17 protein-coding genes are annotated in these 18145 nt (G+C 64.3%); 9 read left to right on the plus strand and 8 right to left on the minus strand.

Annotated elements, in window-relative coordinates:
• Positions 1-16: 16 nt before the first annotated feature.
• The 4 genes from PCE31107_RS00805 to PCE31107_RS00820 form a co-directional block, all read right to left on the minus strand.
• Entirely contained in the window at positions 17-1885 is a 1869-nt protein-coding gene (locus tag PCE31107_RS00805; RefSeq protein ID WP_130024433.1) for a methyl-accepting chemotaxis protein, read from the minus strand.
• Between the two features lie 294 nt (positions 1886-2179).
• Positions 2180-2809 (minus strand): ABC transporter ATP-binding protein, encoded by a 630-nt coding sequence (locus PCE31107_RS00810; RefSeq protein ID WP_130024434.1) that lies wholly within the window; start codon positions 2807-2809, stop codon positions 2180-2182.
• 13 nt (positions 2810-2822) lie between these two features.
• Entirely contained in the window at positions 2823-3092 is a 270-nt protein-coding gene (locus PCE31107_RS00815; RefSeq protein WP_150605912.1) for a metal/formaldehyde-sensitive transcriptional repressor, read from the minus strand.
• Positions 3093-3206: 114 nt separating this feature from the next.
• Entirely contained in the window at positions 3207-4085 is an 879-nt protein-coding gene (locus tag PCE31107_RS00820; RefSeq protein WP_130024436.1) for a LysR substrate-binding domain-containing protein, read from the minus strand.
• 187 nt (positions 4086-4272) lie between these two features.
• Between PCE31107_RS00820 and PCE31107_RS00825 the strand changes: the two genes are divergently transcribed.
• The 7 genes from PCE31107_RS00825 to metC all read left to right on the plus strand — a co-directional run bounded on the left by PCE31107_RS00825 (position 4273) and on the right by metC (position 11082).
• The gene (locus PCE31107_RS00825; RefSeq protein WP_017231481.1) at positions 4273-5097 is read left to right on the plus strand and encodes a transporter substrate-binding domain-containing protein; all 825 of its coding nucleotides are present in this window, start codon (positions 4273-4275) and stop codon (positions 5095-5097) included.
• Positions 5098-5112: 15 nt separating this feature from the next.
• Positions 5113-5805: an amino acid ABC transporter permease gene (locus PCE31107_RS00830; RefSeq protein ID WP_017231482.1), complete on the plus strand. Its 693-nt coding sequence runs from the start codon at positions 5113-5115 to the stop codon at positions 5803-5805.
• Positions 5806-5809: 4 nt separating this feature from the next.
• Positions 5810-6502 carry an amino acid ABC transporter permease gene (locus tag PCE31107_RS00835; RefSeq protein WP_017231483.1) on the plus strand — a complete coding sequence of 231 codons (693 nt, stop codon included), beginning with the start codon at positions 5810-5812 and terminating at the stop codon, positions 6500-6502.
• A 35-nt stretch (positions 6503-6537) separates the two neighbouring features.
• Entirely contained in the window at positions 6538-7305 is a 768-nt protein-coding gene (locus tag PCE31107_RS00840) for an amino acid ABC transporter ATP-binding protein (RefSeq protein ID WP_150606822.1), read from the plus strand.
• Between the two features lie 127 nt (positions 7306-7432).
• Positions 7433-8029 (plus strand): cysteine dioxygenase family protein, encoded by a 597-nt coding sequence (locus PCE31107_RS00845; protein WP_150605914.1) that lies wholly within the window; start codon positions 7433-7435, stop codon positions 8027-8029.
• A 157-nt stretch (positions 8030-8186) separates the two neighbouring features.
• Positions 8187-9788, plus strand: coding sequence for a rhodanese-like domain-containing protein (locus PCE31107_RS00850; protein WP_150605916.1), 1602 nt, complete (start codon positions 8187-8189; stop codon positions 9786-9788).
• Between the two features lie 103 nt (positions 9789-9891).
• Positions 9892-11082, plus strand: a complete 1191-nt coding sequence (gene metC, locus PCE31107_RS00855; protein WP_130024440.1) for a cystathionine beta-lyase — start codon at positions 9892-9894, stop codon at positions 11080-11082.
• 215 nt (positions 11083-11297) lie between these two features.
• On the opposite strand, the gene blaPNC is transcribed toward metC, so the two are convergent.
• Complete coding sequence (blaPNC, locus tag PCE31107_RS00860; RefSeq protein ID WP_150605918.1) at positions 11298-12524, minus strand: PNC family class C beta-lactamase; 1227 nt, start codon at positions 12522-12524, stop codon at positions 11298-11300.
• A gap of 444 nt (positions 12525-12968) precedes the next feature.
• Between blaPNC and PCE31107_RS00870 the strand changes: the two genes are divergently transcribed.
• Positions 12969-13223 carry a hypothetical protein gene (locus PCE31107_RS00870; RefSeq protein WP_150605920.1) on the plus strand — a complete coding sequence of 85 codons (255 nt, stop codon included), beginning with the start codon at positions 12969-12971 and terminating at the stop codon, positions 13221-13223.
• 448 nt (positions 13224-13671) lie between these two features.
• Here the strand turns inward: PCE31107_RS00870 and PCE31107_RS00875 are convergent, their stop codons facing one another.
• A complete protein-coding gene (locus PCE31107_RS00875) occupies positions 13672-14025 on the minus strand; it encodes a DUF3331 domain-containing protein (RefSeq protein ID WP_165385215.1) in 354 nt (117 codons plus the stop codon).
• A gap of 125 nt (positions 14026-14150) precedes the next feature.
• Positions 14151-15443: an NAD(P)/FAD-dependent oxidoreductase gene (locus tag PCE31107_RS00880; RefSeq protein WP_150605922.1), complete on the minus strand. Its 1293-nt coding sequence runs from the start codon at positions 15441-15443 to the stop codon at positions 14151-14153.
• A gap of 155 nt (positions 15444-15598) precedes the next feature.
• Here PCE31107_RS00880 and PCE31107_RS00885 point away from each other — a divergent pair, with 155 nt between their 5' ends.
• The gene (locus PCE31107_RS00885; RefSeq protein WP_130024450.1) at positions 15599-16258 is read left to right on the plus strand and encodes a TetR/AcrR family transcriptional regulator; all 660 of its coding nucleotides are present in this window, start codon (positions 15599-15601) and stop codon (positions 16256-16258) included.
• A 63-nt stretch (positions 16259-16321) separates the two neighbouring features.
• Here the strand turns inward: PCE31107_RS00885 and PCE31107_RS00890 are convergent, their stop codons facing one another.
• The gene (locus PCE31107_RS00890) at positions 16322-17989 is read right to left on the minus strand and encodes an SH3 domain-containing C40 family peptidase (protein WP_246181674.1); all 1668 of its coding nucleotides are present in this window, start codon (positions 17987-17989) and stop codon (positions 16322-16324) included.
• Between the last annotated feature and the right edge of the window lie 156 nt (positions 17990-18145).

An 18145-nucleotide genomic window follows, 5' to 3' on the forward strand; every position in this document is an offset into this window, starting at 1 on the left:
CGGCCGTTGCCGCGCTTCAAGCCGCCCGACGCTTCATCGACCCGACCACTGACAACGACGGCGCGTGCGGCGCCGCGTGCTGCCCGTCGCGCAGACGGAAGCGCGCCACCGTCTCCGCCAGCATACGCGCCTGCTCGCTCAGCATGGCCGACGCGGCCGCCGATTCTTCCACCAGCGCGGCGTTCTGCTGCGTGGCCTGATCCATCTCCGAGACCGTGCGGTCGATCTGGCTGATGCCCGTGCTCTGCTCGGTCATGGCGCCGTTGATCTCGCTCACCAGACGCTGCACGCGCGTAATGCCGTCAACGATTTCGTTCATCGTCGTGCCCGCCGCCTGCACCCGCTCCGTACCGCTCTTGACGTTCTGCACCGACGTCTCGATCAGCGTCTTGATTTCCTGTGCCGCCGCCGCACTGCGCTGGGCCAGCGTGCGAACCTCACCCGCCACCACGGCGAAGCCACGTCCCTGCTCGCCGGCACGTGCGGCCTCCACGGCTGCGTTGAGCGCCAGGATGTTGGTTTGGAACGCGATACCGTCGATCACGCTGATGATCTCCGTGATGCGCTCCGACGACTGCGTGATCGCCGCCATGGTGCCGACCGCATCGGTGACGACCTGACCACCACGCGCGGCGGCGGCGCTCGCTTCGTTGGCCAGGCGCGTGGCATGCTCGGCGGTCTCGGCCGTCTGCTTGACGCTGGACGTCATCTCCGTGAGCGCTGACGACGTCTCCTGCAACGACCCCGCCGAAGCTTCCGTGCGCTGCGACAAATCGCGGTTGCCCATCTCGATCTCACTGGTGGCCGATGTCATCGACGACACGCCCGAGCGCACATCGAGCATCACCGAGCTGATCTTGTCGACGAATGCGTTGAACGACTTCGAGATTTGCGCCACCTCGTCCTGTCCGATGACATCGAGACGCTGCGTCAGGTCGCCGTCGCCCGAGCCGATGGTGTCCATGGCGTCGCGCACGATCGACAGACGCTTGAACGCGCGCGACGTGAAGATGGAGGCGATGACCAGTGCGATCAACGTCAGCACCACGAGCGTGATACCCGTTGCGCCCAGCACATGTGTCAGGCCCGCCGTGGCTTCCGTGCGGTCGAGCGCCACCACCAGATACCAGTCCGTGCCCGGAATGCGCTTGGCCTTGAGCAGCTTGGGTGCGCCGGAGAGGTCCATCGCGACCGGTGCGGCGCCGTCGGCAGCCATGCCCGGCAGCGAGTCGGCGGTGAGCGCGGGCGCCACGTCCGTTGACGGCTTGAGCGAGAACTTGTTATCCGGGTGAGCGATCACCTGGCCGTCGCTCGCCACCACCAGCGCGAGGCTCGACGGCGTGGGATGCACCGCCTTGATGATGTCCTGCACGCCGGTGAGCGCCACGGCGCCGCTGACCACGCCGGTGGTCTGGCCGTCACGCAGGATCGGTGCGGTGAAGGCGACATACGGAATGCCGGTCGACGAATCGCCATACGGCTTGGTGACGGTGAGCTTGCCCGCCGCCAGGGCGCTCTTGTACCACGGGCGCGCCGTCGGGTCGTAGTCCGGCGGCGTGGGCGCGGTGGAGAAGAATGTTTTGTCCGACCAGCCGATGCTCGTGATCGGGAAGTCATTGGTCTTGCCCATGAGCTTCACGAGCCCGGCCGGATCTCCTTTCTCGACGACTTGCGACGTCGCCACGACCGCCTGCGCCTTGTCGGCGGACCAGCGCTCGATGGTGCCGGCATTCCCATTGGCCACGGCCGACAGCGTGTCGGCGATGCTCGACATCATGCTGTCACGCACGATGACGTAAGTCGTGATGCCAGAGAGAATCAGCGCGCCCACCACCGTCAGGCAGGAAATGAGCAGAATCCGGGTTCGCAACGAAGTGACTTTCATGAGCTTTCATCGGTAGGCCCGCGCGCGGACCGTTGAATGGGGGGAGGCGACGGGCCGGGCGGTGCCACCTGCGCCGTCGCATTGATACATTGCTGCATTACTCTCTGGCCTTACGGCTGGGGGAGGCAGAAACTTTAATGCGCGCAGGTCAATGGGGGTCTATCGGCGTTCAACGGTGGCGCCTCGCGACGATCGGCACGCCTGTCGTACGTCATCGACGCCTTTGACGGATGAACGAACCCACGGACCAACGCATGAGCGCGCCTTGCGGCGCACAGGAGGGCGAGCGGGAATTCAGAGGGCGCTGGCGCGCGCGAGATCGGGGAAGCCGAGCGTTGTCGCGTGGCAACCGTCCGCCAGCGCGTCGTCGTGGGTCGAGAAGAATACGCAGCCGTCCTGGCCGAGGGCAGTGAACAAGTCGATCAACACGGCGCGGGAGGGGCCATCGAGACCGCCGCTGGGCTCGTCCGCGAGAATCACGCGCGGCGCACCGAACCGGGTGGCGGTCAAATAGAATTTGCGACGCGTGCCAAGCGACATCTGGTCGAAGCGCTTTTCCATATGCGGCATCAGACCAAACCGCTCGGCCAGATCGAGCACGCTGGCACTCAGGTGCGTTTGCCTGTCGGCGGCGCGCTGCTCGAGAAAGCCACGTCCGGTTTGCGACGGCTCGCCCAGGCAGTCGAACGGCACCACGGCGAGCGACGCCTTGGCCTGGGCAGGGGCGTCATGCATGGCGTGTCCGTCGATCCAGACCCGACCATCGTCCGGCACGACCGTGCCGGCGAGCATGCCGAGCAGCGTGGTCTTGCCGCCGCCCCCTTCGTCGCGCAGAGCAAAGCAACCGCGCCCGGCGCGGAAGCTCAGGTGCTCGAAAAGCGTGAAAGTGCCGAAGCGTTTGGCGAGATTTTCGAAACGAAGCATGGGCGGGTGTCGGCTACTTCAGATAGGCCTTGATGACGTGAAGCACGGGGGCCAGTTCGGCCTCGCGGTGGGTCTGCTCGGGTTCATTGACGAGGTGATCGACGAGATGGCCTTCGATGACCGCGCCCATCAAGCCGTTGACCGCCCCGCGAATCGCCGCGATCTGCTGGAGAATCTCGATGCAGTCGCCCTCTTCGTTCAACTGACGCTCCAACGCCTGCGCCTGCCCCTGAATGCGACGTACGCGTGCCAGCAACTTGTGCTTTTCCCGAATCGTGTGCACGGTCTGTCGCGCTCCTGTCTGTGTCGATCAAATGGCCAAAAATGTTAGCACGTACATACTAGGGGGCAGTATATCCCCGATTCGGCTTCCCGCGGATCGGAGGCGCGCCGCCGATTACTCGCCGATCAGAAACGGCGGACCGAAGCGCGTGGCGATGTGCTCGGTCGACTCGAACAATTCGCGCAGGACCTGACTCGTACACGTCGGCTGCACGTAGAGATAGAACGCGACGTCGGGCAAGCGCGGCAGGCCGTCGGCTTCGGAGAGCACGCGCATGTTCGCATCGAGCAGCTCGGTGGTGCGAGCCGTCACCCCGAGGCCCGCGCTGATCGCCGCCCTGATGCCGGTGAGCGTTGGCGAGATGAAGCTCGTGCGCCAGGCGATGCCCGCCGCGTTGAGCCGCTCGATGGACAGGCGGCGGAACAGGCTCAGTTCGTCGGCCATTACCAGCGGTACAGGCGCGGACGAATTGAAGATGAAGTCATCGGCGCAGATCCACACCATCGGCGAAGTGCGCAGCTTGATGCCGGGGAAGGCTTCGTCGTAGCGTGTCGAGATCGCCAGATCCAGCGCCTTGTCGCGCAAGGCATCCATCAAATGCGGGCTGCGTCCGACGATGATCTCCAACTGCAATTCCGCCGAAAGCTTCGATAGCCGCCGCAGCATGCTCGGCAGAATCGAGTCGGCCACGTCGTGCGGCGACCCGATGCGCAGTTTCTCCACCGGTCCGCGCGTTTGCATGACCTGCACGGCCTGATCGTTGAGCGCCAGAATCTTGTTCGCATAGGCGACCAGGCGCACGCCGTCGGCGGTCATCGCCTTCTGCCGGCCCTGCTTCTCGAACAGCGCGCACCCCATCTCCTGTTCGAGCCGCTGCATCTGCTGGGTGATCGCGGACTGCGTGCGTCCCACGCGCGTGGCGGCTGCCGCAAAGGTCTCGTGCTGCGCTATCGCCACGAAAGTGCGCAGCAGATCGATATCCAGATTTCGCATGGGTTTTGGGTTGATACTTCAGAGTGGCTTAAGTTTTCGAGATAAAAATTAAATTGTTCTCGGGAATTTTGGTCGATAACCTGCCTGACACTCAAGCAATATTTATGTAATCGGTGGTGAGCCGGCGTTGACCGGCCCCCCTGATCATCGATTCGCCCTTCGGTCGAACTCAAGGAGACTCAGGATCATGTGGCAACGACACTTTGCAGCCGCGCTGTTCGCGACACTCGCCATCACGGGCGTCGCACACGCTGACCAACTGGCCGACATCAAGGCGCGCGGCACGCTTGTTTGCGGCACGCAGAACGCCAGCGAGCCGTATGCGTTTCCCGACGCGGCCACGCGCAAGATCGTCGGATTCGACGTTGACGTGTGCAACGCGATCGCGAAGGGGTTGGGCGTGAAGCTCGAACACCGTGCGCTGTCGACCGACGCCCGCATCCCCGAACTCAAGACACATCGCGTTGACGTGCTGGCCGCCGCCGTCGCCTGGATGCCGGCCCGTGCCGCACAGGTTGACTTCAGCGACCAGTACTTCGTTGCCCCGATTCGCGTGCTGGTGCGCGCCGACTCGCCGGTGCAGACGCTCGATCAGCTCGCCGGCAAGAAAATCGCCGCGTCCGAGGGATCCAGCTCGGCCGCCGTGTCGGTCACGCGTTTGCCCGATTCGAACCTGCTCACGTTCCACGACATTTCGTCGGCGTTCCTCGCACTGCAGCAAGGCAAGGTCGAAGGGCTGGTGGCGGGCCAACTGATTCTGGCGCGCTTCGCCAACGAAGCCGCCGCCAAGGGCGGTCAGCAGTATCGACTGCTCACCAAGTCGGTCTTCGAAGAACGTTGGGGCGTGGTGACCAACAAGAACGAACCCGCGCTGCTCGCCGCGGTGAACAAGATTCTGGTCGACTACGACAAGTCGAATGGTTTGCAGGACAGCTTCGACAAGTGGCTCGGCAACAAGTCGGTCTACAAGTTCACGCGCGACTACAAGGTCGAGCCGATCAAGGTGCAGTAAGCGAGACGCGGCGTAATGTTCGATCTTTCGTTTCTGCTCGAAGACGGCTACCTGAAGCTGTTTCGCGACGGGGTGCTGACCACGCTCCAACTGTTCGTGGTCTCGGGGCTGCTGGCAATCGTGGTGGGCGTGGTGCTCACCACGTTGCGCGCCCTGCCGGTGAAGCTCTTCAAGGGCTTCGTGATCGTAGTGGTGGAGTATCACCGCAACGTGCCGGTGCTGGTGCAGATTCTCGTGTGGTACTTCGGCGTGCCGCAACTGCTGCCCGAAGGCCTGCGTGACTGGATCAACGCCGGAAACACCGAGTTCGTCTTCGCAACGCTCGCGCTGGCGCTCAATGCCGGCGCGTTCATCTCCGAAGACCTGCGCTCGGGGCTGCGCGCGATTCCGCATACGCAACAGGAAGCTGCGTGGTCGATCGGTCTCACGTATTTGCAGTCGTTCCGTTACGTCGTATTGCCGCAAGGCATTCGCGTGGCGACGCCCGCGTTGCTCAACCAGGCGCTGCTGCTCTTCAAGAACAGCTCGCTGGCGATGGCGATTGGCGTGCACGAACTGATGTATCGCACGCGTCAGATCGACAACCTGACGTTCCGCACGTTCGATGTGTTCATGGTGGCGACGATCCTGTATCTGATCGGCACGCTGGCCTTGATGGCGCTCTCCGAGCACGTTGCCAAACGCCGTACGGCACCCTCGGGAGTTTGAGACGATGTACGAGATCCTGCATGACTATCTGGCGCTGTTCCTCGTCGGGAGCTGGCCCAACGGCCCGCTCGGCGGCGTGGCGATCACGCTCATTCTCTCGGCGCTCGGGCTGGTGATGTCATTCCCGATCGCGGTGGTGATCGGCATGGCGCAAGTCTCGCCGCTGCGCTGGCTGCGACGTGCGGCCGGCGTATGGACGCGGCTGGTGCGCGGCATTCCGCTGTTGATGATCATCTTCTGGGCGTATTTCGCTGTGCCGCTGCTCGTGGGCGCCGAGGTATCGGCATTCACCACGGCCGTGTGCGCGATCATCGTCTACGAGAGTGCCTTCCTGTCGCAGATCGTGCGTGCCGGCCTCGAAGGCCTGCCGCGCGGCCAGATGGAAGCGGCGCGCTCGAACGGGCTATCGTGGCTGCAAAGCATGCGTTACGTGCAATTGCCGCAGGCGCTCGCGAACATGCTGCCGTCGATCGTGAACCAGTTCGTGTCGATCATCAAGGCGACATCGCTCGCCTATGTGATCGGCGTGCCCGAGTTGACCTACTCGGCCGCGCAGGTCAATACGATCGTGCTGACCAAGCCGCTGCAGACGTTCCTCGTGCTCGCAGCTTTCTATTTCGTGTTGTGTTTCGCCATTTCGCGCTTCGCTGGCTGGCTCGAGCGTCGTATTGCTCGTCAGCGCGCGGGGTTGGCGTGAACGCAGGATTCAAGAAGGAGAACGCGATCATGACCATGCTCGCATTCGAGAAGGTCGATAAGTATTACGGCGAGCATCACGTCCTGAAGGGGATCGACGCCACCATCGGGCGCGGCGAAGTCGTGGTCGTGTGCGGCCCGTCGGGCTCCGGCAAGTCGACGCTGATTCGTACCGTCACGCGGCTCGAAGCCATCCAGAAAGGCCGCATCCTTTTCGAGGGCAAGGACGTCACTGCGCGCGACATCAAGCTCAATCAGTTGCGCGCCCGCATCGGCTTCGTGTTCCAGAGCTTCAATCTGTTTCAGAACCTCTCGGTGCGCCAGAACCTGATGCTCGGACCGACGAAAGTGCTCGGCCTGTCGCGCGACGAAGCCACGGCCCAGGCCGAGACGTTGCTCGCCAAGGTCGGCCTTGCCCACAAGATCGACGCCATGCCGGCGAACCTCTCGGGCGGTCAGCAGCAACGTGTGGCCATTGCCCGCGCGCTTGCCATGAAGCCGCCGCTCATGTTGTTTGATGAGCCGACGAGCGCCCTCGATCCGGAGATGGTGCAGGAGGTGCTGCAAGTGATGCGCTCGCTGGCGGAGGAGGGGCTGACAATGATGATCGTCACGCACGAGATGGGTTTCGCGCGCGACGTGTCGAGCCGCGTCTGGTTCATGGACCAGGGACAGTTGCTCGAAGACGCGCCGCCGGCGGAATTCTTCAGCCAGCCGAAGCACGCACGTGCGCAGCGATTCCTGCAGGACGTGCTGCGTCCGTCGCCGATGATCAGCATGCCGCGTGACGCCGTGCCCGCTTGACGGCTACCGGATAAGCACGACGCAGACGACGCAGACGACGCAGACGACACATACGCCATACCCGAATATGCGACCGTGTTCCCATCGGGACCATCGCAAAACAACGTACTACGGAGAAGACTTCATCATGTCCACGCCTACCCTTGCCGAACAACGTCAGGCCGCCGTCGGCGACGCCATTGCAGCCATGAAGGCGTCGCTGGCCCCTGAGGGCGAGACGCGCCCCGCGCTGGCCGCCGTACTCGATCAGGTCAAATCGCTCGCCGCGCGCGCGGCGCTGTGGAACGAGGCCGACTTCCCGCCGCCGGCCGATGGCGAACTGCAAGCGCGTTACCTGATTCACGAAGATGCGGACAAGACCTACGCGCTGTACCTGAACGTCATGCGTCCGGGCAAGAAGATCACGCCGCACAACCATACAACGTGGGCCTGCATCGCGGCGGTCGAAGGGGTCGAATACAACTACGTCTACCGCCGTACCGACGACGGCAAGACGCCCGGCGTCGGCACGCTGGAAGTGAGCGACACCGTCGTGGTCGATCCGGGGCACGGCATTGCGCTGGCGTCGGAGGACATTCATGCCGTCGAGATCCAGGGCGACGCACCGATCCGCCACCTGCACATGTACGGCCGTGCGCTGGAGACGCTCACCGAGCGCATCACGTTCGATCTCGCCAAGGGCACGTATCAAGTCATGGATATCGGCGTGAAGACCCGCCGCTAATACCGCAGTGACCGCCGGCGCGAACCGGCGGCAAACCTCCTGACGGCGCGAGTGTTCCTCGCGCTCCCTTTCCACATCGCCCCGCCGGGCGGTGCGGGCCTGCTCATCCCTACGCTTTGGGAATGGCCGGGCGGAACCTGACAATCGACGCAACGCTATGACCTCGTTTACTCCTCACTTTGTGCCGCCCGCCCGCCTCAAGGAATGGCTGCACGACGGCGCCGAGATCGCCGTGTTCGACGTGCGCGAGCATGGCGAGTACGGCGAAGCGCACCTCTTCTATGGCGTGACGCTGCCCTACAGCCGCCTCGAACTCGACATCGTGCGGCTCGCGCCGCGACGCGACGCTCGCGTGGTGCTCTATGACACCGATGCGAGCGTCGCGGTGCAGGCGGCGCAACGTCTGGCCGCACTCGGCTATACCGACGTGCATGTGCTCGAAGGCGGTACCGTCGCCTGGCAACAGGCGGGCTTTCGACTGTTTGCCGGTGTGAATGTGCCGTCGAAGACCTTCGGCGAGCTGGTGGAGATGGCGTATCACACGCCTCGCGTGACGGCGCGCGAGCTGGCCGCCATGCGCGAGCGCGGCGATGACGTGGTAATTCTCGACGGGCGTCCCGTGAGCGAATACCTCAAGATGACGATCCCGTCGTCGATTTGCTGCCCGAACGGCGAACTCGGCTATCGCATTCGCGAGCTGGCGCCGAACCCCACCACGCCCATCGTCGTGAATTGTGCCGGCCGCACGCGCAGCATCATCGGCGCCCAGACGCTCATCAACCTCGGCATTCCCAACCCGGTGATGGCGCTGGAAAACGGCACGCAGGGCTGGTATCTGGAAGATTTGCCGCTGGAGCATGGCAGCACGCGCCGCTATCCGGACGCGGTCGCGCCGTCGAGCCTTGCGCTGATGCGCGAAGCGAGCGGTGCGCTGGCCGAGCGCTTCTCGGTGCCCGAGGTGGAGGCCGCGACGTTTGCGCAATGGGCCACGGACACGTCGCGCACGCTGTTCCTGTGCGACGTGCGCACGCCGGAAGAATTTGCCGCTGGGTCGCTGCCCGGTGCGCAGCACACGCCGGGCGGCCAGTTGATTCAGGCGACGGATCAATACGTGGGCGTGCGTCACGCCCGGGTGGTGCTGTTCGACAACGATGGGGTGCGCGCGCCGATCGTGGCGAGCTGGCTGCGTCAGTTGGGGCATGATGCCTATGTATTGCGCGGCGGACTCGCCAGCGGTGCGTCGCTGCCGGGCCATGCGCCGGCCATGGACACGATGCTGCCCGAGATCGATGTCGCGACGCTCGCCGCGGCGCAGGCCGACGAGCGTGTCACGGTCGTCGATCTGCGCTCGAGCATGAGCTACCGTCGCGAGCATGTGCCGGGTGCGCAGTGGGCGATTCGCCCGCGGCTGCCGAACCTGCCTTCGTCGCGTAACATCGTGCTCGTCGCGGACGAGCGCGGCATCGCGGAACTGTTCGCGGCCGACTGGCAGCGCACGCATGCAAACGACGCGCGCACGATCTCGTTGCTCAAGGGCGGCTTCAAGGCTTGGGCCGCAGCGGGTCAGCCGGTGGAGAGCACGCCAGAATTGCCGGCAGATGCCGAATGCATCGACTACCTGTTCTTCGTTCACGATCGTCACGACGGCAACAAGGCGGCGGCACGCCAGTATCTCGCGTGGGAGACTGGCTTGCTCGCCCAGCTCGACGACCGGGAGCGCGGCGCGTTCCGTATCGGTGAGCCTGCCGTCGCGAAGTAAGCCACGGCGTTGGCGTGTGCGCCGGTTGCGCACGCCAACGCGTTATCTTCTGACTCGTTCGAAGCCTTCGAATCCTTCAAAATCCTATCCCCCACGCCCGATCATGTCTCGACAATCGCCTCCCAAACGTCTCGCTACCCGCCTGGTCAAGGGTGGCACGCACACCGCCGTGGTTGGCGGTCGCGCTGTCAATCCGCCGGTGGTGCGCGCTTCTACCGTGCTGTTCGATACGATGGACGAGATGAACGACGCGCGCCGCCGTCGCGGCACCGAGCGTATGTTCACCTACGGTGCGCGCGGCAATCCGACGGGCTTTGCGCTGGAGGATGTCGTTGCCGACCTGGAAGGCGGCTATCGCACGCGCCTCTTCCCGACCGGGCTCGCAGCGATTTCGATGGTGTTTCTCGCTTACGTGCGCCCCGGCGACCATGTGCTGATCTCGGACTGCGTGTACCAACCGCTGCGCCACTTCGTGGAGACGTTTCTCAAGCCGTGGGGCGTGAATGTGAGCTACTTCCGTGCCGACGGCACTGATGCTGCCGAGCACATGACGCCCAGCACGAAGATGATTTATGTGGAGACGCCGGGATCGCTCGTGTACGAGTTGTGCGACATTCCGGCGCTGGCGGATCTGGCACATCGCCACGGTGCGTTGCTGGTGGCGGACAACACGTGGGGCTCGGGCGTGCAGTGCCGTCCGCTCATGTTGGGGGCCGACGTCTCGGTCATGGCGGCGACGAAATACCTGAGCGGGCACTCCGACGTCATGATGGGGACGGTCACCACGACGCAGGACGTTTGGCAGACGCTCTCGACGATGGCCGATGCGCAGGGCGTGGCCGTGAGTCCGGACGACGCATATCTGGTGCTGCGCGGTACGCGCACGCTGGCGGCGCGCTTGCAGATGCACGAGCGTCATGCGCTGGAAGTTGCGCATTGGCTCGGCAGTCTGCCCGACGTGGCGCGGGTGTTCTGCCCGGCGTTGCCGACGCATCCGGGGCACGCGCTGTGGCAACGGGATTGTGTGGGCACGAACGGTCTGATTTCGTTCGAGTTTGCCAATGCGACGACGGCGCAAGCGGACCGCTTCGTCGATGCGCTTGAGCTATTCGGCATCGGGGCGTCGTGGGGCGGTTACGAGAGCCTGGCGACGGTATCGAACGTGGCGGGCACGCGCACGTGCGAGGACTGGACATCCGCCGGCCCGATCGTGCGTCTGCATATCGGTCTGGAAGATCCGCAGGATCTGATCGAGGATATGGCGGCGGCGCTTGAGCAGGTGTTCGGGCGGTGAGGCGTTCGGCAGGTGGGTAAAGCGTTGAGGTACTGAGCCGTCAAGACCTTGAGTTGTCGAGGTGTTGGGAGTTAAGGCGCCAGGGCATTGCTGCGGTCGTGTGTGCAGGCGTTTGCGCGATGTCGCGTTACGGCGCCAAAGCCTCGGGGGGCTTCAGCGCTGACCCTGAATCACAAAGAGGGCGCGGGCGAGGACGCCCGCAGCCGAGCACGTCGTTACTTCCCTGCGGGGGAGGTGTGTGCACCCCCGTCGAGGGTGGTCAGAATGTCGTGCGCCGCGCGGATGCGCTCGTCCATCGCGTAGTTTTTGTTCGCGAGCAGCACGATGCCCATCTGCTTCGACGGGACGAAGGCGACATAAGCGCCGAACCCGTTCGTCGAACCTGTCTTGTTGACCCAGACGACGGGCGTGGGGGCCATAGGCGGCGCGAGTTCACGAACGGCTGTCGGCTCGTAAGCCATCCGGGCCGAGTTGCCGTCAAGCAGCGCATCGACGCTGACCGGATACGGGTATTGCTCCCAAATCAAATCCTGCGTCATCGGTTTGTCGAAGAAATAGCCGGTGTGGGTCGCGTTGATTGCCTGATTCAGCCGGTCGTCTTGCGCCGGAAGTCCGAGGTTGGCGCGAACGAACCGCAGCAGGTCGCTTGCAGTCGTCTTCACGCCGTAAGCCTCTTGATCGAACACGCCTGCCGAGACGCGAATCGGCTTGCCGTCTTTTCCATATCCCCACGCATAGTTCGCCTGCTGGTCTTTCGGCACCTGAAGGTAGGTGTGCCGCATGTCGAGTTGCTTGAAGACGCGCTCAGTCACGAGTGTTGCGAAGTCGCCGTGCATGGCGCGCGCGGTGATCCAGCCGAGGGCACCGATGCTCACGTTCGAGTAGGTGCGCACCGTGCCGGTGGGCTTCGACGGCTTCCATGACGTGAGGTATTGCAGCATGCCGTGGGTGCTATGAACGTTGTCCGGCACTTGCAGCGGCATGCCGCCAGTCGTGTGCGTGCCGAGATTGACGAGCATGACGTCACCGAACGCCGTGCCGGCGAGTTCGGGGACGAAGCGGCTGGTTTTGTCGGTGAGCGAGAGGGCACCGGTGACTTGTGCGTAGGCGGCGAGCGTCGCAGTGAAGGTCTTGCTGACCGAGCCGATTTCGAAAAGCGTGTCGGTCGTGACGGGTGTATTCGCTTTCTTGTCGGCCACGCCGTAATTGAAGACGTAGGTATGTCCGTCGACGACGACGCCAACGGCCATGCCGGGAATCTCCTGCCGGGCCATCAGTGGGGTGATCGTCTTGTCGACGAGCGCTTTGATTTCGTCTTGCCGGGGATTGGTCTGGACTTGCGCTTGCGGCTCGGCGGCGTAACTGCGCGCGCTGAACGTCATCCAGGTAATGGCGGCGGTTGCCGCAAGCGCGGCGAAAACGGTGAGATGGGGCTTTGTCATCGAAGGTGGTCTCCGTGTGGGCGGGCGCTTGGGACGCATGAGGCACGAAGGGCAGCAGGCCGGTTGAGTCTCATGGTAATGCGCGGTGATTCATGCCCGGAAGCGTAATCGCAAATCGGTGAGCATTCGCGGTGCGACGACGTAACTAACGTAACCGATGTAATCGATGCAACCAAATGGGGAGCTCGCCAAGCTTAGTGAACGCGAGCGGTGCGACAGCGGAGAAATGGCCCTTCCGACGTTGAATCCTTCGCTTTATCGATCACGCTCTTCCGCGCCTGAACACAGGTGGGACGCCGGCGCCTCTGTCCCTCAACTTTATTGAGGCGTTGGCGAAAAGTGGCTTCGAGGGCGAAGTATTGAACCGCACCGGATTTGAACTGACCCCTGAGAGTTGGACGTTAGAGCGTTGGTTTTTTCCCGGTGCGGTTCAGTGTCGGTGCTGTGACTCAAATTGCCCCGACTTTTGGCTTGCAGGAGAACGTCTTTCGCGTCGATGTTCGAGCCGATGATATTGACGTTGCCTTTCCTGACGCCGCGTCATCAGTCGCGACGAACGTTGTAGTGTCTCCGGCCGTGATGTTGCTTGGCACGTTCGGCGCGCTTTCGGACGAAGACGGTGACTTGATTGTCGAAGACTCCAAACTCAATTCGACCTTCGCTTCAGGCTTGCCGCTGCCGGCGGCAGCACGCGTCTGATTCGCGAAGTTCTGCAGCGCATCGATCGTTGGACTTCACCGCAGCAGATCGGCAGTGGTTCAACAAAAAACGTTAGCAAAACTAATGGTTGAATCACAAACAGACTTCTTTTTCCGGACGGAATTTTTCGAGTCTGGATACGTTGCCCGAACGCGTCGGGCGTCAATGGCCCTTGACTGGGTGCGGCGGCACCCGCGCTCGGTTGGGGACGAGACAAATGAGGGGGAATGCGCGGAACGGGAGGCGAACGGGCGATGCGCACTTCGCCGGGAGGTGAATCTCCGCAGGGTGCGGAGCGTTGCGTGACGCGATAGGATGATCGTCGGTCGGGACGAATCAAGGGTTGGGTGTCAGCCCCTTCGCGTGCGCGCCCGCAGCGCCCAATAACGACACGGACCTCGCGCCAGACACCCCGGCAGCAGATCTGCGCAGGGTGTCGGTCGCGGTGTTATGCCGGTTCGAGTTCCCGGCTGCTGGATTCGCGCATGGCACGAATGGGCTCGGCCAATATCATCGCGTCGACATTGAGCGGCGGTACATCGCCGAACAGCGGCCGGTAGACGAAGTCGCCCACGTCGATCGCCTCGCCCGTCAATGCGCAAACGCCAGGGTGATTCGCCCGGCGAATGCGCCAGATCTGCGCGCCGTAGTTGCCGCCCATGGCGTCGTTCCACGACACGGTGATTGTCAGTTCGCTGGAGATCTCCAGCACACGCACGATGGGCGCGCGGCGCGTGTAGGGAATGACGGGCCGGCACACGACCGGTTCGGCATCGAGCATCGCCACGGTGTGTTGCCACACGCCTTGATCGCGCGGCGCGGCGCGCGACGTGCGTGAAGTTCGTGACGTCGCGGATGTCGGGGATGTGCAGGCGTCGCGGTGGGTACCGCTTAGTTTGGGGCAGTGAGTTCGGTCGCTTCGCATGGTCAGGCCAGCCGGGTGCGCGGCCCGCGAAGGCCGCCGAGTTTTTCCGCGCCCAACAGCACCGTCGCGCGGGCGAACCCGTGCAGCGCATGCTGATGGCGCCGATACAACATGGCGTGGCTCCACTGCGCGAAGCGTCCGCGCACGATGCCACCTTTGAAAAAGCCGAATCGCCCAAGGGCGCCAAACGCGTTGTAGCCGGAAAGCGAGACCAACGCGCCGGGATCGCGATAGACGAACGGCGGAATCGCGCGTCCCTCAAACCACGCGCCAAGATGCCGGCCCAGATGCGCCGCCTGCTGCGTGGCCACCTGAGCCGTCGGCGGCAACGGGCACTCGCCCTTCGCGGGCACGAGCGACGCACAGTCGCCCAGCGCGAAGATTCGCTCGTCCTGTGCCGTCTGCAACGTCGGGCGCACCACGATCTGGTTGGCAACGTTGGTCAAGAGCCCGCCAATGCCCTGCAAGACGTCTGGCGCTTTCACGCCGGCCGCCCACACGAGCAGATCGCCGGGAATCAACTGACCGTCGTCACGATAGAACCCGTCACGGTCGGCGCACACGATGCGGGTGTCCGTCAGCACGCGAAAGCCCAGGCGCTCCAGCCCCGCCTGCGTCGACTCGGACACCTCCGGCGGAAATGCCCCGAGCACACGCGGACCACGCTCGACGAGCGTGAGCTTCAGCCGTTCGCCAATGCACGGATCACCATAGCCAGCCGCCAGCGCGAACGTGCGGCTCAGCTCCGCCGCGAGTTCCACGCCCGTGGCGCCACCTCCGGCGATCACGACACGCAGCGCGTCGTCGTTCACGGCGCTGCGCAGCGCTTCACATCGCAACGCCGCTTGAAATGCCTCGGCCTGCGGCTGACTGTCGATGAAATGGCAGACGTCGCGCACACCGGGCAGACACGCGTCGTCAGCCTGCGAGCCAAGCGCCAGCACGAGCGCGTCGTAAGGCACGCGACGCTCGCCCAACAAACGCGAGCCGTCGGGCGCGTCCATCTCGCCGAGCACAATCTCCCGTCGCGACCGATCCAGCCCGCACATGCGCCCCGCCTGATACGTAAAGCCGTTGCCGCACGCATGGGCGAGATACGTCACCTGTGTGTGCGTGACATCGCGCGTGCCTGCCGCTACGGTGTGCAGCATCGGCTTCCAAAGATGGGTGGGGTGGCTGTCGATCAGCGTCACGCGCGCCGTGCCGGCAAGGCCGAACGTACGGCCCAGACGCGTTGCCAGCTTCAGGCCGGCGATACCGCCACCGACAATCACGATTCGGTTTGCGCGAGACATTTGGGGGAAATGCCAAATTCAACAAGTGATGAATAAGCGCATAATAGCGAGCGTGGCCCCGGCGTGTCAAATGGCAATTGCCTGGGCAGGCAGCGGCGTTCGGGTCGGGTAGACTTGGCGCATTGCTGTCGCGAACTCGACCCACCCATCGCTCAATGACTCCGAACAAAGCCGTCCCGCAAGCCGAACCGCCCCGCAAACGCGCACGTGGGCGTCCCACGTGCAACTGCTCGCATGGGGCCGACGCGTTGTTGCTCAACGCGCGGCGTATCTTTGCGCAGCGCGGTTTCTATGCGAGCAGCGTGCGGCAGATCGCGGAGGCGTCCGGGGTCGACGCGGCCCTGATCTCGCATCACTTCGGCTCGAAGGAGGCCCTGTGGGTCGCGGTCGTCGATCAGATCGCGACGCTCACGCGCTCGATGATCGAGCAGACGCTGGCGCTGCGGCACGCGCCGCTGGAACCTGCCGAGCGCATCGAGCAGGCGGTACGGGTGTTCGTGGAAGTCGTCTTCGAGAATCCGGACATCGGTATGTTCTTCTCGACGGCCGCGACCGAGGAAGGCGAGCGGCTCGACATCATCATGCAGCGACTGGTGCGCCCGTATCGCGATGCGATGGTGCCGCTCGTGGCCGACTGGCTCGAAGCGCAGAAGCGCCCGGGGCAGGACGCCGACGTGATGTTTTTCATGCTGACGTCGGCCATCAGCAAGACAGTGTCGTATCGGCACATGATGGGACCGTTCCTGCCGCCCGAAGGCATGGCCGATCTCAAGCGCACCGTGCTCGACTGCGCGATGGCGCTGATTCGGCAATGATCCGCCGGCGCGGGCGGTGCGCAAGCGTCTTACAGGCTTTGCGGCACCGCGCCGACCAGCGCTTTACTGTGGCATCTCCTCCGGAGTGTCCGTGCTCGGTACGCGCGTGGCATCCCCGTTTGCCGAGGTCTCGCTGCCGATCACGCTGATCTCGAACAGCGACTTGCCCGCGAGCGAGCGAGCCTCAGGATCTTCCGGGTAAGTCTTGAGCAATGGCAGGATCACCGAGCCACCGATGACATTGCGACGACTGTTATCCGCCGGCGACAAACCCCACACGTTCTGATAGGTCATCGGCACGCTTTCGCCGTCGCGCTGCGCATTGCCGAGGTACAGCATGATGTGCCCATTGATGTGGATGAGCGTCATCAGCGGCCGGCCCCGCTCGGCCAGCGTGCGCAACCTTGTGTCGATATCGGCGGCGCGCAGATCGGTTCGCACGCCCGCGCGCAACTGATCCGACGAATGGCGCGGCAGCCACACGCCGAACGGGGCGAAGAGGCTGCGCGTCTCGGCCGAGCAGTCGTTGTAGAACAGCGTGTTGCCCCACCCGTACGGACGCCCGATCAGTTGCTTCATCACCTGCGCCATATGGCGCGGCGTGAGCGTCCATGGCATCGGTACCAGGGTCGAGGCGTCGAGCGGGGTCGTGCGAATGTGTGCCTGACGCCGAAGATCGGCCACGGGGAACATCGCGACCGGGTGCCCGTCGCGAAGCATTGCAGGCAGCACGGTGCCGATCGGTGCAAACGTTCGGTAGATGGGCGCCGTCGCGCCGGGCGGCGTGTCGGCCAAGGCCACGTCGGCGCGCACGATGGCGCCGAGGCGGCGCTGTGCCGCGTCACGCCACGTGGCGATGAAATGCTCGTCGACCGAGGCCACGGTGCGGGCATCGACCCAACCGATAAGATCGGGCGAATAGACAAGCAGCCACGCGCCGTCGACGCTGCGGGCGAGCGTGTAGACCGGCGTGCCAGGCCGCAACGCGGAGTCCTGCAGGGCATCGAACGGATAGCCTTCGCCTGCCTGATGGAAATCATAGAACGCCGGGTCCTGCGTGGGGAGCTGGCGCACCAGCGCATTGTCGACGGTGATGCCGCGACGGCCCGGATCGTATTGCGCACCGGCCTGATCGGCGTCGAGTTGGGCCAGCCCCATGTTGGCTTCGATGGCGCGGATCCACGACGACGTGTGCGCATGAAAGTTCTCGCCATAGGTCTTGGCAACCCCGGGCACGCCGTTATCGAACCGTCTGGCGCGCCGCGCTTGCGAATCCGCGATCTGCTGGGCACCGGCGGGGTTGAGCAGCGATGTCGACAGCCATGTGCCGTTCCATGGCGACGGGTCGCGCGGCGAGGTGCCGAAGTAGCGCGCGCGGAAGGCCTCGAACCGACGCGTTTGCTCCTGCGCGGAGAGCAGCGGCCGATCGTAGTCGGGCGCATCGGGCCGGATCCAATGATCGACGTTCTGATCGTAATGCTCGATGGGGAAGCGGCCGACGTTGTAGCGCGTCGCCGTGCCAGCCGCCGCCGGCTGAGACGCCGTGGGCGGTTGCGGTGCGCCTGCGCACGCCGCGAGCACGACGAGCGGCAGCAGCGACGTGAAGCCGGCAAGGCGGGTAACGGGGCGCCGCGGGGCGTTCGAGGCGTTGCGCCGCGTGATGTGCATGACATGCGCGACGGACGACGTGGCACGCACGATGACGCCGCGCGCCGCAAGGAGGGCACCCATGTTGTGCGAAAGAGAGTCCGGATGCCGTCATGCTACTCCATCGACACAGGCGTGAAATTGAAGCGCGCGGCGAGGCATGCAACGCGGCGCTACCGTGCCTTCGGGCGTGGCGTGAATGCTGTACAAATATACAGTACAATCACGTCAAGCCGAGCG

This window comes from Pandoraea cepalis (assembly GCF_902459625.1).
Lineage (GTDB): Bacteria > Pseudomonadota > Gammaproteobacteria > Burkholderiales > Burkholderiaceae > Pandoraea > Pandoraea cepalis.